The sequence below is a fragment of the Moraxella nasibovis genome (assembly GCF_029581575.1).
GTDB classification, from domain to species: domain Bacteria; phylum Pseudomonadota; class Gammaproteobacteria; order Pseudomonadales; family Moraxellaceae; genus Moraxella; species Moraxella nasibovis.
Window position 1 is genome coordinate 77322 of sequence record NZ_CP089975.1, and the last position, 24508, is coordinate 101829.

General features: G+C 43.3%; 22 protein-coding genes. 20 read left to right on the top strand and 2 right to left on the bottom strand.

Annotation, left to right across the window (positions count from 1 at the left end):
• The first annotated feature begins 66 nt into the window (after positions 1-66).
• The 18 genes from lpdA (at position 67) to galE (ending at position 19823) form a co-directional block, all read left to right on the top strand.
• Positions 67-1512, top strand: coding sequence for a dihydrolipoyl dehydrogenase (gene lpdA / locus LU290_RS00325; protein ID WP_277808604.1), 1446 nt, complete (start codon positions 67-69; stop codon positions 1510-1512).
• Positions 1513-1810: 298 nt separating this feature from the next.
• Positions 1811-3034: a polysaccharide biosynthesis/export family protein gene (locus LU290_RS00330; protein WP_277808605.1), complete on the top strand. Its 1224-nt coding sequence runs from the start codon at positions 1811-1813 to the stop codon at positions 3032-3034.
• A 23-nt stretch (positions 3035-3057) separates the two neighbouring features.
• Positions 3058-4164 carry a KpsE/RkpR family capsule polysaccharide export protein gene (locus LU290_RS00335; RefSeq protein WP_277808606.1) on the top strand — a complete coding sequence of 369 codons (1107 nt, stop codon included), beginning with the start codon at positions 3058-3060 and terminating at the stop codon, positions 4162-4164.
• A gap of 34 nt (positions 4165-4198) precedes the next feature.
• Positions 4199-4984, top strand: a complete 786-nt coding sequence (locus LU290_RS00340) for an ABC transporter permease (protein ID WP_277808607.1) — start codon at positions 4199-4201, stop codon at positions 4982-4984.
• Positions 4981-5628, top strand: coding sequence for an ABC transporter ATP-binding protein (locus tag LU290_RS00345; protein WP_277808608.1), 648 nt, complete (start codon positions 4981-4983; stop codon positions 5626-5628). Before LU290_RS00340 ends, LU290_RS00345 begins: the two co-directional genes overlap by 4 nt.
• A gap of 33 nt (positions 5629-5661) precedes the next feature.
• Entirely contained in the window at positions 5662-6609 is a 948-nt protein-coding gene (locus LU290_RS00350; RefSeq protein ID WP_277808609.1) for a hypothetical protein, read from the top strand.
• A gap of 5 nt (positions 6610-6614) precedes the next feature.
• Positions 6615-8180 (top strand): hypothetical protein, encoded by a 1566-nt coding sequence (locus LU290_RS00355; RefSeq protein ID WP_277808610.1) that lies wholly within the window; start codon positions 6615-6617, stop codon positions 8178-8180.
• A gap of 26 nt (positions 8181-8206) precedes the next feature.
• Positions 8207-8590: an HAD-IIIC family phosphatase gene (locus tag LU290_RS00360; RefSeq protein ID WP_277808611.1), complete on the top strand. Its 384-nt coding sequence runs from the start codon at positions 8207-8209 to the stop codon at positions 8588-8590.
• Positions 8577-10139, top strand: coding sequence for a glycosyltransferase family protein (locus tag LU290_RS00365; RefSeq protein ID WP_277808612.1), 1563 nt, complete (start codon positions 8577-8579; stop codon positions 10137-10139). Before LU290_RS00360 ends, LU290_RS00365 begins: the two co-directional genes overlap by 14 nt.
• 33 nt (positions 10140-10172) lie before the next feature.
• Positions 10173-10892, top strand: coding sequence for a glycosyltransferase family 2 protein (locus LU290_RS00370; protein WP_277808613.1), 720 nt, complete (start codon positions 10173-10175; stop codon positions 10890-10892).
• Positions 10893-10907: 15 nt separating this feature from the next.
• Complete coding sequence (locus tag LU290_RS00375; protein WP_277808614.1) at positions 10908-11993, top strand: WavE lipopolysaccharide synthesis family protein; 1086 nt, start codon at positions 10908-10910, stop codon at positions 11991-11993.
• A 17-nt stretch (positions 11994-12010) separates the two neighbouring features.
• Positions 12011-12790, top strand: coding sequence for a CatB-related O-acetyltransferase (locus LU290_RS00380; protein WP_277808615.1), 780 nt, complete (start codon positions 12011-12013; stop codon positions 12788-12790).
• On the top strand, positions 12783-13949 hold the full coding sequence (gene glf / locus LU290_RS00385) for a UDP-galactopyranose mutase (RefSeq protein WP_277808616.1): 1167 nt from the start codon (positions 12783-12785) through the stop codon (positions 13947-13949). Before LU290_RS00380 ends, glf begins: the two co-directional genes overlap by 8 nt.
• Positions 13950-13952: 3 nt before the next feature.
• Complete coding sequence (locus LU290_RS00390) at positions 13953-14861, top strand: glycosyltransferase (protein ID WP_277808617.1); 909 nt, start codon at positions 13953-13955, stop codon at positions 14859-14861.
• A 13-nt stretch (positions 14862-14874) separates the two neighbouring features.
• On the top strand, positions 14875-15738 hold the full coding sequence (locus LU290_RS00395) for a UTP--glucose-1-phosphate uridylyltransferase (RefSeq protein ID WP_277808618.1): 864 nt from the start codon (positions 14875-14877) through the stop codon (positions 15736-15738).
• A 130-nt stretch (positions 15739-15868) separates the two neighbouring features.
• A complete protein-coding gene (gene pgi, locus LU290_RS00400) occupies positions 15869-17500 on the top strand; it encodes a glucose-6-phosphate isomerase (RefSeq protein WP_277808619.1) in 1632 nt (543 codons plus the stop codon).
• On the top strand, positions 17493-18722 hold the full coding sequence (locus LU290_RS00405) for a UDP-glucose 6-dehydrogenase (protein WP_277808620.1): 1230 nt from the start codon (positions 17493-17495) through the stop codon (positions 18720-18722). Before pgi ends, LU290_RS00405 begins: the two co-directional genes overlap by 8 nt.
• A gap of 75 nt (positions 18723-18797) precedes the next feature.
• Positions 18798-19823, top strand: coding sequence for a UDP-glucose 4-epimerase GalE (gene galE, locus LU290_RS00410; RefSeq protein ID WP_277808621.1), 1026 nt, complete (start codon positions 18798-18800; stop codon positions 19821-19823).
• 166 nt (positions 19824-19989) lie between these two features.
• Here galE and LU290_RS00415 read toward each other — a convergent pair whose 3' ends face one another.
• Positions 19990-21003: a M48 family metallopeptidase gene (locus tag LU290_RS00415; protein WP_277808622.1), complete on the bottom strand. Its 1014-nt coding sequence runs from the start codon at positions 21001-21003 to the stop codon at positions 19990-19992.
• Positions 21004-21029: 26 nt separating this feature from the next.
• Positions 21030-22157: a YjgN family protein gene (locus LU290_RS00420; RefSeq protein ID WP_277808623.1), complete on the bottom strand. Its 1128-nt coding sequence runs from the start codon at positions 22155-22157 to the stop codon at positions 21030-21032.
• Between the two features lie 157 nt (positions 22158-22314).
• Here LU290_RS00420 and rdgB point away from each other — a divergent pair, with 157 nt between their 5' ends.
• On the top strand, positions 22315-22923 hold the full coding sequence (gene rdgB, locus LU290_RS00425; protein ID WP_277808624.1) for an RdgB/HAM1 family non-canonical purine NTP pyrophosphatase: 609 nt from the start codon (positions 22315-22317) through the stop codon (positions 22921-22923).
• A 206-nt stretch (positions 22924-23129) separates the two neighbouring features.
• Complete coding sequence (gene tig, locus LU290_RS00430) at positions 23130-24464, top strand: trigger factor (RefSeq protein ID WP_370688534.1); 1335 nt, start codon at positions 23130-23132, stop codon at positions 24462-24464.
• Positions 24465-24508: the final 44 nt, after the last annotated feature.

The window sequence follows — 24508 nt, forward strand, 5'->3', positions numbered from 1 at the left end:
CCCATCTTGGGTGGGCATTGTTTTATTTTTTTAGTCAATAATTCCAATAATAAATAAGAGAAAACTATGAAAAATTCATACGATTTGGTTGTGATCGGTGGCGGTCCTGGTGGCTATGAAGCGGCGATTCGTGGTGCCCAGCTTGGCTTTAGCGTGGCGTGTATTGAAAAACGCATTCACAAAGGCGAGCCTGCACTTGGCGGTACTTGCCTAAATGTCGGCTGCATCCCATCAAAAGCACTGCTTGACAGCTCGCACCGTTACGAAGCGACCAAGCACGAACTTAACGATCACGGCATCACCACAGGCGATGTAAATATTGACATCGCAAAAATGCTAGAACGCAAAGACAGCATTGTCAAAGGCTTGACCGCAGGCGTGGCAGGTCTATTAAAGGGCAATGGCGTGGACTGGCTACAAGGCTGGGGTACGCTGGTTGATGGTAAATCGGCAGAAAAACAAATCAAATTCACCGACCATGACAACGCTGAACACGCCATCACTGCCAAATATGTGATTCTAGCGGCAGGTTCTGTGCCAATTGAAATCCCAGTTGCAAAAACTGATGGCGAGTACATCGTGGATAGTACAGGCGCATTGGAATTTAGTGAAGTGCCAAAACGCCTAGGCGTGATCGGTGCAGGCGTCATCGGTCTTGAGCTGGGTTCGGTATGGCGTCGTCTGGGCGCGGAAGTTGTCGTTTATGAAGCGATGCCAGAATTTTTGGCGGTAGCGGACAAAGACATCTCTAAAGAAGCTGCTAAGCTACTTAAAAAACAAGGTCTAGACATTCGTGTGGATACCAAAGTGACGGGCGCTGAAGTTGTGAATGGCGAAGTGGTTGTCACCACCGATGTCAAAGGCGAGACCAAAACCGACACCTTTGACAAGCTCATCGTGTGCGTAGGTCGCCGTGCTTATAGCGAAAAACTGCTTGCTGAAGGCTGCGGCATTGAGCTGACCGAGCGTGGTTTGGTGGCGGTTGATGACCAATGCAAAACCAACCTAGACGGCGTGTATGCGATCGGTGACTTGGTGCGTGGTCCAATGCTTGCTCATAAAGCGATGGAAGAAGGCATGATGGCGGTAGAACGCATTCATGGCGAAAAAGCCCAAGTGAACTACGACACCATCATCAGTGTCATCTATACGCACCCTGAGATTGCATGGGTAGGCTTGACCGAAGAAGCAGCAAAAGCAAAAGGTCACGAAGTCAAAACTGGCTCATTTAGCCTTGCGGCAAACGGTCGTGCCTTGGCACAAGGCGAAGGCGTGGGCGTGATCAAAGTCGTGGCTGACGCTAAGACCGATCGCCTACTTGGTTTGCACATGGTAGGCGTGGGTGCTGGCGACATCGTTCATCAAGGTATGATTGCGATGGAGTTTGTTTCTAGCGTAGAAGACCTACAGCTGATGACATTCGCTCACCCAACCGTGAGCGAGGCGGTTCACGAAGCGGCATTGTCAGCGGACGGTCGTGCGATTCATGCTATTCAGCGCAAAAAACGCTAATCATTAGCCCAATTGCAAAAACGCTCATCAAACTGGTGGGCGTTTTTGTTTTTTATGCTGTCGCTTAACTTTAAAAAAAAATTGCTTGCCAAGCTTGCCTATGGCGGAGCGGTTTTCATTAGGTTTTTGGATTTAAAGCTGAATTTGGTCATTTGTCAATTTTTCTGATGAATGTAAGAAGCGATTGTAAGTGATTGTATCGATTTTATTATTTATTTGCATGGTTCGTTGTATTATGTTGGCGATTTTGATAAGATAACAAGATAAAATCCCCCTTTGTGACTTTTTGAAGTTATTCATGAATACTTTTCCCTCAAAAAAGCATCTTGTTGCTGCCTGTGCCGCCGCTCTTTCTTTGGTCGTGACGGGCTGCCAGAGTGTCAATGCTTGGCAAGCAGGCGCTGGACCTTCCAAAAAAATCATTGAAAACCAAGGCAGAACCATCACCACAGTCAATGAAGATGGCTCAGTCGAAGAGCAGGTGTCGGGCTTGACAGTGGTTGAGATCGACAGTCGCATTGCGGCATTGTCGTCAAGATTGTCGCCAGTCAGCCGCTTTTCTGATCATTATCAATCTGTGCAGAATTTCAACAATCGCATCAGCGCAGGCGATGTGGTCGATGTGTCTATCTGGGAGGCGCCACCTGCTTTATTATTTGGAACGGCAAATGACATCTCAGGTCTGACAGGCTCTAAGGAAGTCAAATTGCCCGAGCAGATGGTCGATGCCCGTGGTCAGATCAGCATTCCTTTTGTCGGCAAGCTGGTCGTGATGGGTAAGACGCCCCAAGAAGTGCAGGACATGATCGTGCGTGGGCTACACAGAAAAGCAAACAGCCCAAGTGCGGTGGTGCGCATCGCCAAAAACAACTCAGCCGATGTTACCGTGCTGGGCGAGGTCAATAACAGCACTCGAATGCCGCTGACGGGCAAGGCGGAGCGTGTACTTGATGCGGTGGCGGCAGCAGGCGGCGCAAAGCATCCATCAAGCCGTGTGACCATTCAGCTCAACCGACAAGGTCAAAGCGTGGAAATGCCGTTTGACATGGTGGTCAATGACCCAAGGCAAAACATCATCTTGCAGACAGGCGATGTGGTGTCGGTGAATTATCAGTCTAAGAGCTTTACGGTGATGGGTGCGACCGCCAGAAATGACGAGATTAACTTTGAGGCAAGTGGCATTTCACTCATGCAGGCACTGGCTCGGGCAGGCGGTCTTAATGACAACCGTGCCGATGCTCGTGGCGTGTTCATTTTCCGATATGATAACATCAACATGCTAAGTCCTGAGCAATATCAGGCACTGCCAGATGAACTCAAATCTAGCCGCATTGTCCCCATCGTGTATCGCATGAATCTGCGTGACCCTGTCAGCTATATGACGGCGCAGAATTTTCCCATCAAAGACAAAGATGTGATTTATGTATCAAATGCGCCGGGCGCGGATTTTGCCAAGTTTATGGCTTTGATCGGGCAAGGCGTAGGTCTTGTGAATGCGGTTAATGATTTGTCAAATAATTAACTAGAATCATAAAGGTATTGGTTGTGCGAAAATTAAGAGGCAGTTCGGTTTATTTAGACCCCTTGTTTTGGTTGTGTGTGGTCATTCCGACCCTATGCTTGGTGATTTATTATGGCTTTATCGCCTCAGATGTGTATACTTCTGAGTCGAGATTTGTCATCAGAAGCCCTAACCAGCAGTCGGTATCGGGCATTGGTCTTGCCCTTAGAAATATCGGGTTTAATGCCTCATCAGATGACAGCTATCTGGTGCGGGACTATCTCACCTCTCGTGATGCAGTTCAAAACTTAAAAGATGATCTGAACGTCCAAGAGAAATACTCAGCCGACACCGTGGATGTGGTGAGTCGTTTTGGGGTGGTTGGCAGTCCGACTTTTGAGAATTTTTATGAGTATTTTAATAAGAAAATCAAAGTCGTCTATGATCCAGCCTCGTCAATTTCTTCGTTGCAAGTTGAGGCTTATACCGCCGAAGATGCTCAGAAAATTAACGAAGAGCTGTTAAAAATGAGCGAAGTTGTTATTAATAGAATTAATAACAATGCCAAAAGTGATATTTTAGTCGCCGCTGAAAACGAAGTTAAAGAGGCGCAAGAGGCATCAAGACAGGCTGCAAACAGCTTGGCAGAGTATCGAGTCAGCAATGAGGTGTTTAATCCAGAAGGGCAGTCTACCTTGCTTTTGCAAGAGATTTCTAAGCTACAAGATGCCTTGATTCAGACAGAGACTCAGCTAACACAAGCGCGACTATTGACTCCTGATAACCCACAAATCAAAGCGATGGAATCTCGCATTCAGACGCTTAACAAAAGCATTAAAGAAAAGTCTGCACAAGTGACGGGTCCAAGAGATGGCTCGCTTTCCAACCGTTCTGTCGAATTTCAGCGTTTGCAACTTGAAAAAGAGTTGGCGGACAAGCAGTTGGTTTCGGCGATGGCGAACTATGAGCAGTCAAAGAATGAGTTTAATAAGAAACAGCTTTATTTAGAGCGTCTGGCTCAGCCGTCCTTGCCTGATGAAGCCACCAAGCCAACACGCTTTAAGAATATCCTATCAGGCTTTGCCTTTGGGCTTTTGGCTTGGGGTGTGCTACGGTTGTTTGTGGCTGGGGTGAGAGAGCATCGTGACTAGCGATATGAATGAAAAAACATCCCATACTAAAGAAATGGCTGAATTTTATAAATCATTAAAAATTCAGCTCAGAGTGATTTATGCTCTTTTAATGCGTGAAATCATTACCCGTTATGGCAGGCATAACATTGGCTTTGCATGGCTATTTGTTGAGCCGATGATTTTTACGCTGGGCGTGGCTGCTTTATGGAATGCGACCAAATCAGCGCATGGTGGTGACATCGCTATCATTCCTTTTGCGGTAATTGGCTATTCAACGGTACTCTGTTGGCGTAATGGAGCCAGTAGAGCGGCTAAGGCGGTTGATGCTAATATGGGTCTTTTATATCATCGGAATGTCAAAGTCATGGATGTCTTTTTGGCGAGGGCTATTTTGGAAATTGTTGGTGCGACGGCTTCTTTTTTGCTATTGTCCATCATTTTTCATTTGGCGGGAGCGATGGAGGCGCCCAATAATTTTTTATACATGGCGTATGGATGGTTTTTATTGATTTGGTTTACGATCGCACTGGCTTTTATTGTGGGCGCTTTGTTTGAGATGTCTGAGGTTGTAGATAGACTTTGGCACGCCTTAACCTATCTATTATTCCCATTGTCAGGTGCTGCTTTCTTTGTATATTGGATTCCTGAAGGACTGCGCCATTATTTGCTTTATTTACCCATGGTGCACGCAACTGAAATGATTCGTCATGGCTATTATGGTGATATTATCCCGACTTTTGAGAGTGTGGGTTATATCATTTGGTGTAATATGGTGCTGTCATTTTTGGGATTGGTGTTGGTGCGTTATATCACCAGAAAGCTGGAGTCATCAAGTTGATTGAGTTGATTGATGTAGTTAAGTCCTATCCTTTTGGTAAGGGTAGGAGGAATGTCCTAGAAGGGGTGAATTTAACCGTTCGACCCGGTGAGAAAATTGGCATCATGGGCAGAAATGGTGCGGGTAAATCTACACTCATCCGTATTTTGGGTGGAGTTGAGCAGCCTACCTCTGGAATCATTCGCAGAGACATGAATATTTCTTGGCCGCTTGCCTTTACGGGTGCATTTCAAGGAAGTCTGACTGGGGCTGACAATGTTCGCTTTGTTTGTCGTGTGTATGATGTGGATTATAAACAGGCGATGGAAGTGGTGGACTCTTTTGCTGAGCTCGGCAAATATCTGTATGAGCCTGTTAAGGTGTACTCTTCTGGTATGCGAGCGAGATTAGCTTTTGCGATTTCCCTTGCGGTGGATTTTGATTGCTATTTAATTGATGAAGTGATTTCGGTGGGCGATGCCAGCTTTCATCGAAAGTGTGAGATTGAGCTGTTTGAAAAAAGAGCGCACAAATCCATGATTATCGTTTCACATGAACTTCATAACATCAAAGATTACTGTAATAAGACAGCAATCCTAAATGACGGTAGATTGACGGTTTATGAGAATATCGATGAATCCATTCATATTTATCAGAATTTGTAGATTTTGATGCCCTAATTAATATTGTGGTGTTTTATGATTTATGTTTCTTTACCAGTTCATGAAAAATTTGATGTCATTGCCAATCAGCTGCAAAATTTCAAAAAATACCTGCCAGAGGCGATGATTGTCCTGCACTTGTCTGCTGGTGCACATTTTTCTACAAAGGAGCTGGATGGTTTTTTAAAACTAAATAGGGTTGATAATTACATCATTAACCCAGTGCAGCTAAATGCTGCGTGGGGCAGTATTATTGAGGCGCATTTAAGCAATGTCGAATTTGTTTTGCAGCAGGGGGATGCGCAGAAAGTTATTTTTCATTCGTCTAATGACATGCTAATCAGAGAGGGCTTATCTTCTTATCTCAAAGACAAGACTTTTTTGTTTCATCACCGCGAGGTATTTCCTAAATCTCATTGGTGGCCAGCTAATGTGGCGATTGATGACATTGCGTTTACGGACTGGTTGAGTGTTTATGGTGGTGCTATCGTTGCCTCTCAGATAGAAGGTTCAATGTATGGTGTTGATTTTCTAAGAGAGTTTAATGATCAGTATCAGTGGCGCTATAAAAAGTCTTTTTCATCGCTGAGTTACCCAAGGGAGGAGTTTTTTTTCTCATCATTAGCTCGTGCCTTTGGGATTGTTGCTGATGGCTTGCCTTATGTCTTTTCTGAGGTGCATCGCTTTGATAAGAAATTATGGGCATATTATGAAAATATGCCACTATTATTAAATAATAACCCGCTATCAAAAAAAATAAAAAAGCAGTTGATTGATAAACTGTTTGATTATGGTGATTATAAAATTTCTATCAAAGATATTGAAGCGATTAGAAATCAAGATGATAGGCATTTTGCATCCATCGAATATTTGAGTGATGGAAATAATAGATGGCGTATACATACGATTGATAATCTTTTTGCTGTTAAGCGAGTTCCAAGAATGATGACTGATAAAATCAGACAATACATTAGTAGCGAGTAATGAGAATGAATCTGTTACAGCACATTATTTTGCCGAAAAATTCTATTTATGCCAAAGATGTGAGGTCTTATCTGAAGGCATCTGAAAAAGTTCGTCTTACTCACGATGTCTTGAATATGCCTGCTTATCAAACAGTAGACTTTGATACTTATTTTAACTATTTTGATAGTAAAAAATGGTTGGATTTTGGACAGATAGACAGTCTTTTTGTTAAAGGTGGTATTTGTGGCGTGGCACTGCTTGAAATCGTTGGAGTCAAGCGATTTGGCAATCGCCATCATCAGTCGTTGGTGTATAGTACAGAAGTTGGCTGTTCTGGTAAGTGGATTGATTTTGTTGAGGATATTCGAGATTTTCAAGATTACGAGGCTCTATTTGTGCGCATCTGCACCCTTGAAGAGCATTGCCAAGTACAATCACTTGCTTTTGGTACTTACACACCTGCAAAGCGGCAAGTAAAACTGGGCATTTGTTTTATTGATGGATGGTCTCAAAAAGTTTATGATGAAATTGCTCAATTGAGTAATTCAAATGCCTTAGAAGTGCAAATCTTTGGTCGGACGGAACAGCTTCAGCCTCTTTCACAAATCCATTCTTTGATTGAGCAAATCAAATCAATCAAAGAAAGCGATAGAACCCACATTCTTTCGATATCCACTCAGGACTTCGTTTCGGCAGAATGCGTATTTAGAGCATTTAGATTCTTTGAGATGGTTTTTGCTGAGAGGCAGGATGTGGTGGTTTCTGGTGAGGGTATTTCAGCATTTGACGAGAGCGATTGGGCATTGCTGAACCAATTGTCATCCGTGCTTAAGGGTGGTTCAAAAAATTATAGCTTTGATTGGCGATTTTGTGCTTTTAATAAATTAGTTTTCCAGGCTTATGGATTGCCGCTGCCATTGTCCTTGCCTCAGGCTGCCAGCGAGTATCAAAGCAGAATCTATAAAGAAATCGTGCCAATTAATGGTGTTGCATTCTATCGGGACATGCAGACGAAGCCTTCCTTGATTCAAATGGAGTATTACCATATTCGAGATGAGCTTATTGAAGAATTATTAAAGTCAAATCCGAGTTTGGAGACTTTAAAAAGCTTGGTGTGGGATAGATTCTGGCACAATATTCACACCTATCACTATGTGGCAGCGCGCCTTAATTTGTATGCGCTTGATCATATTACTAAGGGTGTTTATAAGGCGGATGCGCAAGATATTGAGCGATATGTTAACAATCTTTATGCTAAAGAAAATAAATTTACCAGACATCGACAAGTGACCCAATCTGACTTGACGAAAACTGTGATGGATAAGACATTGTTAAATGTTATCAGACCTTATGTTGGTCTGGGTAGACCAGCGGTGCTATCTGATAGAGCAGATTCAAAGCAGTTTGTAGGCAGAAATCATGTATTGATTGCTGATGGTCATGGAGGTGCGGAGGTTGCTAGAATTCGTCGAAAAAAATTAGGATTGCTTGTTCGGCATGCTACGAAATCTTATGCTAATTTTATCAAAAATTATCACAAGATTCGCAATGATCTTCTTGAATATCGCAATGACAATAAGCAATATTAATTCATCTTCAAAAGAGGAAATTCATCATGAAACGCTTAATCTTTGATTTGGATGACACATTGTCAAAAACCACCGGTGGTGATTATGCTAATGCTGAACCCATCATGCCAGTCGTTGAAAAGCTAAAAGAGTATCACGCACAAGGATTTGTCATTGTAATTAGCACTAGCCGAAACATGCGTACTTATGAAGGCAATGTCGGTGCCATCAATAAAAATACTCTGCCCATCATTATTGACTGGCTAAACAAGCATGACATTCCTTTTGATGAGATTTATACAGGCAAGCCGTGGTGTGGATTTGAGGGTTTTTATATTGACGATAAGGCGGTGCGCCCAGATGAGTTTGCAAATCTGTCTTATGAAGAGCTAAGAGAATTGGTCAAGGTAGGTAAAAATGTTACTAATTAATTCTGCTGCTTATGTCGGCCCAGAATTTCAGGCAGAAGTTGGGGTCATTCCACCTTGCATGCTACCGATTGGCAATAAAAAAATCATTGAGTTGCAAGTCGCTAAGCTGCGAGAAGTTTTTGGCGATGAAAAGATCGTACTTTCTTTGCCAAAAAGCTATAAGCTTGCCATCAATGAAGCCAATGTATTGGCGGAACTGAACATCAAGACGCGCTATGTGCCAGATGAGTTTACGCTCGCTGAGGCGATATTGTATGTTTTGAACACAGAGACTGACAGCTTTGATGAGCAAATCCGTCTGCTGCATGGCGATACTTTAATTAGCGACATTCCTAAGGTTTGCGATGTGCTGACCATTTCAAAATTTCCTCGTGCCTATAATTGGCAAAAAGAAAAACTGCCAACAGGTGAAGAGGTGATTTGGAATGGCTATTTTTGCTTTTCCGATAGGCTGAATTTTATCAAATCATTGGCAATTGCTCGAGGTGATTTCGTTAAGGCGGTTAACCATTATCGTGAGACGCATGCAGTAGAGTTATATGAAACCAAAGATTGGCATGATTGTGGTCATATCAACCCTTATTTCAATGCCAGAGCCACAATTACCACACAACGCTCGTTCAATTCGCTACTGATAGATGATGGTGCGGTTACAAAAAGCAGTACTAATCATAAAAAAATGCAGGCGGAAATCAACTGGTTTAAATCATTGCCTGCCAGCCTTAGAAAATTTACCCCTCAATTTATTGAGGAAGGGATTGGCAATGATGGCGTAACACCTTATTATTGTTTGGAGTTTATGCCAATTCTGCCACTAAATGAGCTGTATGTACATGGCAGGAATCCTGCGATTTTTTGGAGAAAGATTTTTAGTCTGGTAAAAGACTACTTTGAAAAAGCCAGAAATGCTGATGCTGCGCTGGATAAAAACATGGAAGCCATCATTAGCTCGTCCGATCGGCTTTATAAGGATAAAACTTTATCTAGAATTGCTAAATACGCCGAAGAGGTCGGACTAAATCTAAATAAGCAAATTGTTTATCAAAACAAGGCTCTGGGTTCGATTAATGACATTGTTAATGATAGCATCCAAAAGACTTTGAATCTGCCATGTGTAGCGACCATCATGCACGGCGACTTATGTTTTAGTAATATGTTGTTTGATGCACGAGGACAGCGCATTAAACTGATTGATCCACGAGGCATTGATGAAGATGACAATCTGACCATCTTGGGCAATCAAACCTATGATTTGGCGAAATTAACGCACTCTGTCATTGGTATGTATGACTTTATCATCGCAGGGCGCTATCGTCTAGTGGAGAATGTTGAAAATAGCGAAATAGAGTTTGATGTTGATGAGAGGCTGTCGCTGATTCAGCAGGAATATCTAGATACGATATTTTTTGAAGACATCACAGTCAAACAAGTCATGCCTGCGGTAGTGCTATTGTTCTTGTCCATGCTTCCTTTGCATGATGACAGACCTGATCGCCAAAAAGCCATGCTAACTAACGCATTTAGACTGTATCATGACTTTGTACTTTAATCGGCTTTGAATAATTTGAATAAGGATAAGAATATGTTCGTAATTCCAATGGCGGGGTTGTCTAGTCGATTTTTTAAGGCTGGCTACGAAGTACCAAAATATCAGTTAGACATGGGTGGCAAAACCGTTTTTGCTCGTTCGCTAGAATCTTTCAAGACTTATTTTGAGACAGACTTGTTTGTCATTATTTTGCGTGATGTGTATGACACAAAAGCTTTTGTTGAGCGTGAAATGCAAAATCTTGGCATCAAAAACTATCAGCTTTGCGTTCTAGATGGTGAGACCGAAGGACAGGCAGAAACGGTGTATTTGGGTACCCAAGATGCCTCAAATGATGAAGAGCTGTATATTTTTAACATTGATACATTTAGACATGGCTTTAAAAAGCCTGAGTTTGCCACAGAATGTGACGGATATCTGGAGGTCTTTAAGGGTGAGGGTGACCATTGGTCTTTTGTGGGTATTGATGAAAACGATAGGGTTGTTCGCACTACTGAAAAAGAGCGCATTTCAGATTTATGCAGCAATGGGCTTTATTATTTTAGAAAAGCAGGCGAGTTTAAGGCGCTTTTTGAAAGAACCAAGTCAGAGAAGTTGTATGTGAAAGGCGAGCTTTATATCGCACCCATGTACAATTTGATGTTAGAGCAGGGTGCGGATATTCGTTATGATTTGATTGAACTATCACAGATTGATTTTTGTGGTACGCCAGATGAATATGTGGCTCTAAAAGAAAAATATCAAACAGCATAATTCAACAGAGGCATCATGATTAACGATAAAGACATCACCGTCATCTATCAAGGGGCGGTCAATGTGTCAAATTTGGGTACAGGCAACAGCGACAGCAGTGATTTTTTGTATAATGTCCAAAAAACACGCACTGCTTTGCCGAATGCAACCATCATTTTATCCACTTGGTCAAATACGGTGCTTCCTAGCGATTATGATACTCCTGAGAAATTGGGTGTGGATAAAATCGTGTATAGCGATGATCCTGGCGCTCTGCCCAATATTAAGTTTGATAATCTTCCTGCTAACAATGCTAATCGTCAACTACTGTCAACCCTGACAGGCTTAAAGGCTACCACCACACGCTTTGCCATGAAGTTAAGGACGGACAGTTTTTTGACGGGGACAGGCTTTAAGAAAGCATACTCGCAGTTTGAGCAACAAGTATCTGCCACAAAAAAAGGTAGGGATTTTCAGTATAGTCCCATTGTGCTGTGCTGCTACTTTACCATTGACCCGAATGTCTATGAGCATATGGCGTTTCATATGAGCGACTGGGTACATTTTGGAGAAACAAAGACTCTTTTAAAGTATTGGGATGTGCCATTTTTCAATTTTGAAGATGCAACCTTTTATGAGCGACATCCCCATGACAAATCATCGAATTTTTTTGACAGGCAGTTTCGTACTCGCATCGCTGTCGAGCAATATTTGACTACGGAATTTGCCAAAAAGTTCGGCTATGCTGTCCCAGTTTTTCATAATCAAATTGATAAGAAAATTTTATTTGATTTTGATAAATTTTTGGCGGAAAGAATGATTGTTTTGGATCTTGATCAGTTTGGGGTGGATTTGCCAAAATACAAGTGGGTGAGAAATTCTGATTTTATTTCCATGGACATTCTGATGCACGCTGATTGGTATGGGCGCTTTGTGGCGCATTGGCAACCAAAGGCTGTGGATAAGCAGGTCTATGCCCTATTCAAAAAGCGCCAACATCAAAAAGTTGCCAGCAAATGGGTGGCAAAAGTTACAGGGTCGTTTGCAGGCTACTGGTGGCATTCGCCAGAAAATAAAAAGCGCAAGCGTTTTGTGGAAAAGGCGATTAAATTTATTCCGTAATTGATAGGGGTTTAGGCATGGCGGGTCATCATAGTATTAGATTTGAAGATTTTAAACAAATTGCTCAGAATAATTATTTTTCTGGATTGGGCGATGACGAAAAGTTTTTCGCACCAGACGATCGTTTGTTTTTTGATGAAAGTTTGGTGCTTGAACCATATTGTTCGTTCATGAATGGCTTTGGGCATCGTAATGATTTATTATGCTCAATGGGATCATTTAGCTATAGCTGGTCAAAGCTGCCCACTTGGTTAAAGGTAGGAAGATACTGCTCTATTGCACACGGGCTTAAATTTATGGGTGCTAGGCACCCTTATGAGCGTCTCAGCTCATCCTCCTTTACTTATGATAAAAATTTCGTGATTTGTCATAGATTTTGCCAAGATGAAGGAAGGGATTTTGAGATTCAGTCTTATGCCGTTGCTACTGATAATGCGGTTATTGGAAATGATGTATGGATTGGCGAAGGCGTAACTTTGGCAAATGGTATTACCATCGGTGATGGGGCGATTATCGCTGCCAATGCCCATGTGGTCAAAGATGTGCCAGCCTATGCCATTGTCGGCGGTAACCCCGCCAAAGTTATTAAAATGCGGTTTGATGATAAGACGGTGGAGCGTTTGATTGCCAGTCTTTGGTGGGAATATGATTTTACTGTATTTGAGAACAAGTCCTTTTTGGACCCAAATCGCGCGCTGGATATGCTAGAAGAGAAGATTGCGTTGGCACAGGTGGAGAAGTTTGTGCCAAAAGTGATTACAGCGAAGGATTTGTTAGCATCTACAATCAATGATTAACCGATATAATGCTCACATCCTAATCGTCGGTGCAGGCTTCTCTGGTGCAGTCATTGCTCGTGAGCTTGCTGAAAATGGTTATCAAGTCAAAGTGCTTGATAAAAGAAATCATATCGCAGGTAATTGCCATACCGAGCGAGACGGCGAAACAGGCGTCATGGTGCACCAATACGGTCCGCATATTTTCCACACTGATGATAAAGAGGTGTGGGAATATGTTAATCAGCACGGCACATTTATGCCTTATACCAACCGTGTCAAATCTACCGTTGGCGGTCAGGTTTATTCGTTGCCTGTTAATTTGCATACCATTAATCAATTTTTTGGCAAAGCATTTAGCCCAAAAGAAGCCTACGATTTTATTACCCAAAACCAAGCCAATAAAACCATTGGTGAGCCACAATCATTTGAAGAACAAGCATTAAAATTTGTGGGCAAAGACTTATACGAAGCCTTTTTTAAAGGCTACACCCAAAAACAATGGGGCTTGTCGCCAACCAAATTGCCAGCCAGCATTTTAAAGCGTTTGCCTGTGCGTTTTAATTACAATGACAATTACTTTTTTCACGAATATCAAGGAATGCCAAAAGACGGCTATACGGTGATTGTGGAAAGTATTTTAAACCACCCTAATATTGAAGTTTGTCTAAATACTGAATTTAACCCTGATGAAATGGCACAATTTGACCATACTTTTTATACAGGGGCGTTAGATGGTTTTTATGATTATAAATTGGGGCGGTTAGGCTATCGCACGCTGGATTTTGAACGCCATACCGATGACGGAGATTTTCAGGGTTGTGCGGTGATGAATTATGGTGAAGAGAGTGTGCCATATACCCGTATTGCTGAGCATAAGCATTTTACCCCTTGGGAAAATCACGATAAAACTGTCTATTTTAAAGAATATAGCCGTTTATGTGGCGAAAATGACATTCCTTATTATCCCATTCGTTTGGTGGACGAAAAAGCAATGCTTGAACAATATGTAGAGTTGGCAAACCAAGAAACCAAAGTTACTTTTGTTGGGCGACTTGCCACCTATCGTTATTTGGATATGGATGTTACCATTCGTGAAGCCTTAGATGTGGCAAGAGCGTTTTTAACCGCTAAGCAAAACGGTGAGCCCGTTAAGCCGTTTTATGTCAATGTATTATAATCTATGAAAAAAATTGCTGTTGTTATTACTACTTTTAATTCGTCAAAATATATTGGGCGATTGATTGAGAAATTACTTTGCCAATCTTATCCGATAGATAAAATTATCATTGCTGATAATAACAGTTCGGATAATACTTGCGATATTATTCAAGAATTTCAAAATAATAAAATCCACTTGCACCAATTAAATGCCAATTTAGGCGGTGCAGGTGGATTTGCCAAATGTTTTGAGATTGCCAAAAATAGCGATTGCGATTATATTGTCAGTTTTGATGACGATGCTTATCCACCAAGCGATGACTTTATTCGTGATATGGTGGCGATTAAAGAGCAATATAATTATGATGTGATTTCGGCATTGGTGGTGGATAGTGATAACCACGCATTGTCCGCTTATGAATATAAAGTGGGTGGCAATAAAAGCACTAAGATTGACGATATTCAACAAGTGCTGTTAATTGATAATGACATTAAATTATTTAATGGCGTGCTATTTGATAAAAAAGTCGTTGAAAAAATAGGTATTCCAAGGGCGGAGTTTTTTATTCGTGGCGATGAACAAGAGTATAAAACTCGAATATTAAATGCTGGCTTTAAAACAGCGGTATTTACAAAGGCGATAGTTTATCATCCCACTTCGGTGAATGAGTATATTTATATTAAAGGTAAACGCTATCATCATTTGGATTCACCTTTTAAGTTATTCTATTCCACTCGAAATCAAGCCTATATGCTAAGACTGCGGACGGATATTAGCACAGTTAAAAAATCAAAAATTGCCGTGAAGCATTTTTGGCGATACAGTTGGTTTTATTTGGTTTATAAAAAAGACATTAAAAATTATTATTTGTGGCTTAAAGCCTTTATCTTCGGGCTGATGGGCCATATGAATAATGATTTTAGAGGCTAATTAAGGTTAAATTATGCAAAAAATCACCCACGCCATCATTCCAACAGCAGGTTTTGGCACTCGTATGTTGCCACTTTCAAAAGCTGTGCCAAAAGAGCTATTACCACTGGGCAATCGTCCGTCTATTGCCTATGTGGTGGATGAGGCCATCAAAGCAGGGATTAAAACCATTATCCTTGTCAATCATGCCCAAAAAAGTGCGATTGAAAACTATTTTGACATCAACAGCGAACTAGATACCCAACTTCGCTCTAAGGGCAAGGATAACTTGGCGAATAGTTTGAACTTTTTGCCCGATGATGTCAAGGTGATTAGTGTGCGTCAAGGCAAACCGTTGGGGCTGGGGCACGCTGTGCTACAAGGGCGTGCGGTGGTGGGCGACAATCCTTTTGCCGTCCTACTCCCTGATGTGGTGCTAAACCCTTATGAGACCGATTACGCCACACACAATTTGGCGTATATGTTAAACCAATTTGCCGAAACTGGACGCAGTCAGATTCTGGTCGAGCCTGTAGCGGTATCAGACATTGATAAATATGGCATTGCTAAATTAGAAAATATTCAAACCCTTGAAAAATCAAATGAAAACAAGAGTTTTGCCGTCACAGGTTTTGTGGAAAAGCCCAAACCTGAAAACGCTCCGTCAAACCTAGCGGTGGTGGGTCGTTATGTTTTTGACAATGCGATTTTTGATTATCTTGCCAAAACCGCTCCGAGCGTCGGCGGAGAGATTCAGCTCACCGATGCCATTGATGCGCTCATCGGCACAAAAGGCGTGGATGTAACGACAATGGTGGGCGACAGCTTTGATGCGGGCGATATGGTAAGCTATATGCGTGCATTTATGTATTTTGCCGAGCGACAGTTGAGTGAGTAAGAAAAAAAGTAAAAGCCAACGTCGTTTCCAATGTTGGCTTTTGGTCTTTGTCTAAGGCGGGCTGTATCAAATAAATTTGATGCACAGGATAACCGACCCCTAGCTCACAATGATATTATAGGATGAAATAATGTTGAACGCAACAGGCTCACAAACTTGGCAAACCCTACAATCCCACGCCACCACGCCCCCAGATTTAAACACCCTGTTCAAATCCAACCCCACTCGTGGGCAAACTTTCACAGCTGCCGCTTGCGACATTTATATGGATTTTAGCAAGCAGGCGATGAACGATGAGATTTTAAGAGATTTATTAAAATTAGCCAATGAATTTGATTTATCCAATAAAATCAATGACTTATTAACAGGTCAAAAGGTAAACGACACCGAAAACCGCCCAGCCCTACACACCGCCCTGCGTCTACCCAAAGGCGAAACGCTGATGGTGGACGGCGTGGATGTCAATGCCCAAGTCCACGACAGCCTTGCCAAGTGTGAGATGATTGTAAACCGACTGCGTTCAAAAATCTGGCGTGGCTACTCAGGCAAGGCGATTACCGATGTCGTGAACATTGGCGTGGGTGGTTCGGATTTAGGGCCTTTGATGGCGACCACCGCCCTTGATGAGTGGGCGGACAGCGAAATTAGTGTACACTTCGTCTCTAATATGGACGGCACTCAGCTCCACAGTCTGCTGGGTGTCTTAAACCCCCAAACCACTGTTTTTATCATTTCTTCAAAATCCTTTGGCACGACCGACACCCTTGCCAATGCCGAGACTGCGCTGGCGTGGCTGTTGTCCGCCCACGACCATAAGCCGACCATTTTGCACCGCCATTTTATTGGCGTGTCCACGCGTCCCGATAAAATGACCGTTTGGGGCATTCACCCTGACAATCAGCTCCTGCTTTGGGAGTGGGTTGGCGGGCGATTTAGTATGTGGTCGGCGATTGGGCTTGCGATTGCGGTCAAGATTGGAATGGGTCATTTTTATGACCTGCTCGCTGGGGCGAACGCAATGGATAGGCATTTTGCCAGTGCCGATTTTGGCGAGAATTTGCCTGTTTTGCTTGGCTTGATTGGTGTGTGGAATGCGACTTTTTTGGGCATTAACGCCCATTCGGTGTTGCCCTATGACGGACGGCTCAAATTTTTCCCCAATTATCTGACCCAGCTTGAAATGGAGTCCAACGGCAAATCAGTGGCGAGAAACGGTGCAACTGTAAACTATAAAACCTGTCCGATTTTGTGGGGCGACATCGGCTCAAACGCCCAGCACGCCTTTTATCAGCTCCTGCATCAAGGCACGCAGGCGGTGTCGTGCGATTTTATCACGCCAATCAACCGCTATGACGGCACGCAAATTCACGATAAGTCATTGGAAAATCAGCATAAATTGTCCCTTGCCAACTGTTTGGCTCAGTCGCAGGTGCTGGCGTTTGGCAATAATGCCTTGCCCGACAATCTTAAAAATTCTAATGATAAGTTTAGCCAATTTAAACAATATCGGGGTAATCAGCCGTCCACCACGCTCCTTTTGACCGCTTTAACGCCCAAAACTTTGGGGTCGCTCATCGCTCTTTATGAACACAAAGTCTTTGTCATGTCGGTGATTTGGCAAATCAATCCCTTTGACCAATGGGGTGTGGAAGTCGGCAAAGTAATGGCAAACAGCGTGTTTGAAGTGCTAAATGGTGGCGTGGGCGAATTTGATGGTTCAACGAATGAGCTTTTAAAGGTAATTGGTGGTAAAAATGTCTAAACAAATCAACATCTTAGGCGTAAATTTTGAAAGTATCAACACCGCCTTATTTCTAGCGAACAGCGATTGGCAAGTACATCTGATCAGCGATACAGATACCGTGAATGCGGTGCTAAAAAAGTATCAATTTGACCGCCAATTATCGCTACTTTGGCAGTTTTATACCAACGATCAAAAAATCATCATCAAAGATTGCATTGAAAATAACGAGCATTTTTGGTTGTTTTTTGATGAAAACAGCGACATTGATGTTGGGTCTTTTGAGCTAAAACCTAACAGCCAAGTATTGTTAAGCGGTGCTAAAGAAATTGGCTTTTTTGATGCGTTGGCTCAAAATCTGCAGACCAACTGGGTGTATTATGTGCCGTTTAACTTTTTAAAAGATGGCAATAATTTTAATGCCTTTTTTAACATTGAACTGTTGATGCTTGGCGAAAAGATGGCAGGCAGTGCCAATCGCCACGAGATTTTGGGAACGCTTATCAAAAACAGCAAAAACCACGCCATCAACACCATCAAAACAGTGGAATTTACTCGTGCCAGTATCATTGCGATGCTCGCCACTCGCCTGTCGTTCATCAACGAGATGGCACGCCTTGCCGACAGCGAGACGGTCAATATTGACGAAGTGCAGGGCATTATGGGCAAGGACAGCCGTATCAGTGGGCATTATCTAAAAGCAGGCTGGGGCTTTGGCGGTAAGTCTTTGCCGAGCGAGCTTGATTTTTTGATGAAAAAATTTGAACAAAATCAAGTAGATATGCACCTTTTGCAAGCGGTCAAAGACATCAATGACGACCAAAAAGAGCTGATTTTCCGCAAATTTTGGCAACATTTTAATGGCGACATTGAAAACAAAACGGTGGTCATCTGGGGGGCGGGCTATCGCACGGGGACTTCTCGCACCACAGGCAGCGCCATTCATTCGCTGTTAAAGCTGTTTTGGAATTACGGCATCAAGACTTTTGTTTATACCGTGCATACTTCTTATGAGCTGAATGAACAATACGGCGACGAGCCGTTGTTTGAGCTGATTGATAATCCTTATAATAAACTTGCCATCGCCAATGCCTTGTTCGTCATCAACTGGGCGAATCACGAAAAAATTGAGATGGGGCGACTGAACGAAGTGGCGTTGCCGATTTTTGATGCGAAAAATCTACTTGGCGATCCAGAGATTTTGGCGTATCAAGGGTTTTATTGTGGGATTGGCAAGTCTTGATTTTAAGCGTAAGATGTGTACCACGCACCATGCGATCATTGATAAATTCAAAAAATATCAGAAAGTGAGAAATCTATGAAAAAAATCCTAGTTACGGGCGGAGCTGGCTACATCGGCTCGCATACTTTGATTGAGCTTATCAAGGCAGGTTTTGAGCCTGTGGTTTATGATAATTTGTCCAATTCTAGCCCGATTGCCATTGAGCGAGTGGAAAAGATTGTCGGTCAACAAATCAGCTTTATCAAAGGCGATATTTTGGATGTTGAACTACTTAAACAAACCTTTAAAGAGCATAACTTTTTTGCCGTGATTCATTTTGCAGGCTTAAAAGCGGTGGGCGAAAGCGTTTCTAAGCCTTTAAAATATTATGAAAATAATGTAACAGGCACGATTAATTTATTAAATGTGATGCAAGAATTTGCTTGCCAAAACATCATTTTCTCCTCATCGGCGACCGTCTATGGCAACCCAGAAACTTTGCCAATTACCGAAACAGCAAAAAGAAGCTGTACCAATCCTTATGGGCAAACCAAGCTGACGGTAGAATATATTTTGGAAGATTTGTGCAAATCTAGCCAATTTAATGCCATTAGCCTACGCTATTTTAATCCGATTGGGGCGTATGAAACTGGCACGATTGGCGAAGATCCGAACGACATTCCTAATAATTTAATGCCTTATATTAGTCAAGTGGCGGTGGGCAAATTGGAAAAATTGTCTGTTTTTGGCGATGATTATGACACCGTTGATGGCACAGGCGTACGAGATTATATTCATGTGGTGGATTTGTCCAAAGGTCATGTCAAGGCGTTAGAATATTTGGTGACAAAAGACGGCGAGAAAGTCGGCTTTGATCCTGTTAATCTGGGCACAGGCAATGGCACGAGCGTGCTGGAGCTGGTCAATGCCTTTATCGGTGCGACAGGGCAGGCTGTGCCTTATGTGATGACAGGCAGACGAGCAGGCGATGTTGCCAGCTGTTATGCGTCGTGCGATAAGGCGAAAACAGTGCTGAACTGGACGGCGGAGTTTGACATCAAGCGTGCGTGCGTGGACACTTGGCGGTGGCAATCTCATAATCCGAATGGCTATAAGAGCTAAGTTGTCTTGAGCTATGGGTTGGATTGATTAAAGAAAAACCCAACAAATTCAAAGATTTACACCCAAAATGGTGGGAAAAACGCACCTACACGACTTTATCAATGTGGTGGGCGTAAAAAAAATCAAAAAAGCCATTCATTGACGAGTGGCTTTTTTCATGGGGTTATTATTGTTGTTCGACTTGCTTGATACGCTCATCCGTCTTGGGGTGGGTGGATAGCATTGACCAATGTCCTTGACCTTCGCCATGTTCTTTTTTCATTTTTTCAAAAAAACTTGCCAAATGTGCAGGCGAGATGCCAAGGCGTTTTAGCTCATCGATGGCAAACTGGTCTGCTTCAAGTTCGGCATCTTGGGAGTATTGAGCGGTGGCAAGTAGTGTCGGCAGAGCAAGCAGTAAATCTGAAGTATCGCCTGTGATGACGACAATCAGCACGCCCACGCCGATACTACTGATCGCCTGTTCTAGGCTATGGCGATGCACCAGATGTCCTTGTTCGTGAGCCAGCACGGCAAGGATTTCGTTGTCATCATCGCTAAGTTTGATAAGCTCGTCCGTGATGATGATGGTGTTGTTGGGTATGGCAAGGGCGTTGGCACCGATGTCGCCACCGCCACGCACGATGACGGTGGCTTTTGGGTCGCCGTCCAGTTTCTCGTATAGGGCGATGATTTCGTCTTGGCGAGCTTGGGGTAATTGACTAGGCTGTGTCAGCTCCATCACATAGCTTTCTGCCTGATCGCCAAGTTTGACAAGTGTGTCGGCAGGCAGCTGCTGGGCGATGTGATGAGATGCCATCGGTATGCCAAGTTTTAGCACGCCAAAGACGAACACGCACATGATGATGACACTTGCACCGATCCACGCCCAGCGTCGCTCCATGATGGCGATCCGACCAAAGAGTCGCTGATTGGCAAGCGTCAGCCAAGCTGGTACTTCGCCGATAAATTCCACCCTTGCCCCATCGCCAAGCATGATGGCGTGCGGCGCATTTGCCACGGCAGGCAGATAGTCGCAGTCTTTGACAAAGTAGCGTTTTTCATGCTCGGTGCCTGCTTTGTCTTGCCAAGTGACGATAAAGCCATCAGGCAGTCCTTGACCGTCAATCGGGCGAATGCTTGCCTTGTGTGCGGTGCTGATTTTGCCATCAAAATAGCGAATGTCGGTGCGTGCGTTCATGGCGTTCCTATCAATGTTGGTGGGGATTACCAAGACACATCAATGTCAAATACATCGCTGATCTCTTCGGCGACTGGCGAGATGTTGTCCGTGCTTGGCGTGGTCAGTGTCTCAAAGTCATCAACCGCCACCAGTGATAGCGTTTCGGTCTTGTAGCGATGTAGTCGCACCGCCGCCCACGGATACAGTAGTCCCAGACTTAAAATGATGGCGATGTAGTTGGTCAGATTGATGAGTGCAAATTTTAACACGCTAAAATTCACAAGTTTAAAGCGGTTGTTACCTAGGCTCATTTTGCTCCAAATGGCTTTGTGCAGCAAGCCTTTTGCCAGTGGTATGATGAGCAGCATACCCAAATAAAACACACCGATCATCACCAAAAATACTGTGTCTATCGCAGGATTGTCCATGTCGGCAGTGGTGTCCATATAGCCACTAAATCCGATGCCAAAAAGCGCAGCCACCATAAAGATGAATAGCATCATCGGCAGCAGTGTCGCCTTATAAAAATCGCCAACACTTGCCCCAAAGTTGAATTTTAATTGTCCAAAATAAGTATTGTCAAACTGATAACGCTTAAACGCTCGCCAAAACAGTGGCATGAGCAAGCCAAAACTGAGCGTACCTAAAATTGCCATGGCGATGAACAGCAGATATAAAGTGCCAAGTTTGCCGTTAAAGCCAAAGCGGACATTGTTGTATTGGCTGTTTCTTGCCATAAAACGCATGGACGAGCGAATCAGCCAAGGCACCGCCAAAAATAACAATGCCGAGCCAATCAGGGCAATCTCTACCGATAAATTGCTGGTAACGCTGATGATAAGATACAAAGTGATGGCGATGAGCCGTCCGATCAAAATGCGTTTTGGATTGGCGGTGAAATCAAAACTTCGCTGGTTGATTTGGGTGTTGCCATAAAAATAACGCAAACGGCGTACCTTTGCCCACGGCGAATAAAAACCGATGGTAATGATGGTCAAAACCAAATTAACAATCCAAATTTTAAAATAATCCATGCCATTACCCAAAAAAGCAAAGCGGTGCGTGCTGGGTGGTAAAGGCGGTGGGGTGGGTGGGGTGTGGCTGGATTCGTTAGCAAATGGGCTTGTGGTCGGTGGGTGGGGTGGGTGTTGATCAAAAACAGTATCCGTCATGATAATTCCTAATTGCAAATGATTATTAAATGATATTTTACCAATAAATTTTTAAAAAAGAAACCTTGAATTTGGCTTGCATCTGGATTTATATTTTGTGCTACAATGGGATTTTTTGATGAAGTTTTGATAAATATTTTGATAAAAAAGGTGTGCGATGAGCTGGCAAAAGATTGTTTTGGCAAGTAATAACAAAGGCAAATTGGCAGAATTTCAAGCATTATTTGATGGGGCGAATCTGGGCATTGACATCATTCCCCAAGGCGAGCTTGGCATAGATGATGCGGTGGAAGATGGCTTGTCATTCATTGAAAATGCCATCATCAAAGCCCGTCACGCCAGCAAAATGAGCGGACTGCCTGCCATCAGTGATGACAGCGGTCTGTGCGTGCCTGTGCTTGGCAATCTGCCAGGGATTTATTCGGCACGCTTTGCAGGCGAGCATGGCAATGATGCCGCCAACAACGCCAAATTGCTGTCCAAGCTTGAATCATACCGCACGGATGAGCCTGTGGTGGGCAAATTTATCTGCGTATTGGCGATGGTTCGCCACGCTGATGACCCATTGCCCATCGTGGTGCAAGGTGAATGGCTGGGCGAGATTTTGAACAGTCCTGTGGGCGAGCAGGGCTTTGGTTATGATCCGCTGTTTTGGTTGCCAGAGCTTGGCAAATCGTCTGCCGAGCTTGACAAGAGCGAAAAAAACGCCATCAGCCATCGTGGGCAAGCATTGGCACGGCTCATTGACGCACTAAAAACGGCATAAATCCGCAGGTCTTACGCTGTTTTTTGATGAGATTTTAATCAAAAATGCGTCAATTTGGTGGTTTTTGTTGTAATTTTCATCGCTTGGCGTTATACTGTGGTGTTTTTAGGTGTTTATTTGCCTAAATCGTGTTATGATACACCCAAATTTTATGCTTGATGGACATCGGGCTGGTTTATAATTGATATTTTTAAAAGGTAATCATCATGAGCAATCTAGACATCGCAGTCAATGTACTGTCTGACAAAGAAACCCAACTGACCGTAAAAGTGCCAGTAGGTACAATCCAAAGCAAAGTGGAAGGTCGCATTCGTAGCCTAGCTAAGACCGCTAAAATTGACGGTTTTCGCAAAGGCAAAGTGCCAGTAAGCCACATTCGTGCTCAGTACGGTGCAGGCATTCAACAAGAAGTCATCAACGATGTGATTCGTGATACCGTCTTTGAAGCGATGAATGAGAAAAAAGTGCGTGCCGTGGGCGTGCCAAACATTGACGATGTCAAGCTTGAAAACGACTTTTTGGTATATCAAGCGACTGTTGAAACTTTCCCAGAAGTGGAAGTCAAAGGCTTGTCTGACATTGAAGTTGAGCGTCAAACCGCCACTGTGTCTGACGAAGATGTCGATGTGATGATTGAAAATCTACAAAAACAACGCCAAACTTTTGAAACCAAAGACGGCGAGCTTGCTGATGGCGACGAAGCGACTTTTGACTTTGAAGGCTCAATCGACGGCGAGAAGTTTGAAGGCGGCACAGCTGAAAACTATCGTCTGATCATCGGTTCAGGTCGCATGATTCCAGGCTTTGAAGACGGCATGAAAGGCATGAAAGCTGGCGAAGAAAAAACCATCAAGGTAACTTTCCCAGCAGATTATCAAGCAGAAAACCTACAAGGCAAAGAAGCTGACTTTAAAATCAATGTCAAAGAAGTTAAAGAGGCCAAATTGCCAGAATTGAACGAAGAATTCTTTGAATTGTTTGGCGTAAAAGAAGGCGGTCTTGACAAGCTAAAAGCCGATGTTCGTAAGAACATGGAGCGTGAAATCAAAAACGCTGGTCGCAATCAAGTAAAACAAGCGGCGTTTGATGCTCTGCTTGAAAAGAACGAATTTGATGTGCCAAAAGCCATGCTAGAGCAAGAAATCAACCGTCAGCGTGAGCAAATGCTACAACGCTTTGCACAGCAGTTTGGTGCAAATCCAAACACCTTTGGTGCAGACATGCTGCCAAATGAGCTGTTTGAAGACCAAGCACTTCGTGCGGTGCGTTTGGGCGTATTGGTTAGCCAAATCATCGAAAAACAAAACATTGAAGTGGATCAAGAGCGTGTGACAGCGTTCATTAGCGATGCCGCTGAAAACTACGAAGATCCAGCTGAGGTCATCGAGTACTACACCAACGACAAGCAGCAGCGTGCTGGCATTGAGGCGGTTGTGCTGGAAGATCAAGTGGTGGATTATCTGCTATCACAAGGTAAAGTTACTGACAAAGAAGTAAAATACCAAGACCTATTGGCAGCAGCACAACAAGCACAGCTGTAATTTGGCTTGCTTACAATAAAGCCATAAAAATACCCCGAACAGTG

Coding starts and splice junctions, on each gene's coding strand:
- lpdA (WP_277808604.1), top strand. CDS start 67: ATGAAAAATTCATACGATTTGGTTGTGATCGGTGGCGGTCCTGGTGGC.
- LU290_RS00330 (WP_277808605.1), top strand. CDS start 1,811: ATGAATACTTTTCCCTCAAAAAAGCATCTTGTTGCTGCCTGTGCCGCC.
- LU290_RS00340 (WP_277808607.1), top strand. CDS start 4,199: ATGGCTGAATTTTATAAATCATTAAAAATTCAGCTCAGAGTGATTTAT.
- LU290_RS00350 (WP_277808609.1), top strand. CDS start 5,662: ATGATTTATGTTTCTTTACCAGTTCATGAAAAATTTGATGTCATTGCC.
- LU290_RS00355 (WP_277808610.1), top strand. CDS start 6,615: ATGAATCTGTTACAGCACATTATTTTGCCGAAAAATTCTATTTATGCC.
- LU290_RS00360 (WP_277808611.1), top strand. CDS start 8,207: ATGAAACGCTTAATCTTTGATTTGGATGACACATTGTCAAAAACCACC.
- LU290_RS00365 (WP_277808612.1), top strand. CDS start 8,577: ATGTTACTAATTAATTCTGCTGCTTATGTCGGCCCAGAATTTCAGGCA.
- LU290_RS00370 (WP_277808613.1), top strand. CDS start 10,173: ATGTTCGTAATTCCAATGGCGGGGTTGTCTAGTCGATTTTTTAAGGCT.
- LU290_RS00375 (WP_277808614.1), top strand. CDS start 10,908: ATGATTAACGATAAAGACATCACCGTCATCTATCAAGGGGCGGTCAAT.
- LU290_RS00380 (WP_277808615.1), top strand. CDS start 12,011: ATGGCGGGTCATCATAGTATTAGATTTGAAGATTTTAAACAAATTGCT.
- glf (WP_277808616.1), top strand. CDS start 12,783: ATGATTAACCGATATAATGCTCACATCCTAATCGTCGGTGCAGGCTTC.
- LU290_RS00390 (WP_277808617.1), top strand. CDS start 13,953: ATGAAAAAAATTGCTGTTGTTATTACTACTTTTAATTCGTCAAAATAT.
- LU290_RS00395 (WP_277808618.1), top strand. CDS start 14,875: ATGCAAAAAATCACCCACGCCATCATTCCAACAGCAGGTTTTGGCACT.
- pgi (WP_277808619.1), top strand. CDS start 15,869: ATGTTGAACGCAACAGGCTCACAAACTTGGCAAACCCTACAATCCCAC.
- LU290_RS00405 (WP_277808620.1), top strand. CDS start 17,493: ATGTCTAAACAAATCAACATCTTAGGCGTAAATTTTGAAAGTATCAAC.
- galE (WP_277808621.1), top strand. CDS start 18,798: ATGAAAAAAATCCTAGTTACGGGCGGAGCTGGCTACATCGGCTCGCAT.
- LU290_RS00415 (WP_277808622.1), bottom strand. CDS start 21,003: ATGAACGCACGCACCGACATTCGCTATTTTGATGGCAAAATCAGCACC.
- LU290_RS00420 (WP_277808623.1), bottom strand. CDS start 22,157: ATGACGGATACTGTTTTTGATCAACACCCACCCCACCCACCGACCACA.
- rdgB (WP_277808624.1), top strand. CDS start 22,315: ATGAGCTGGCAAAAGATTGTTTTGGCAAGTAATAACAAAGGCAAATTG.
- tig (WP_370688534.1), top strand. CDS start 23,130: ATGAGCAATCTAGACATCGCAGTCAATGTACTGTCTGACAAAGAAACC.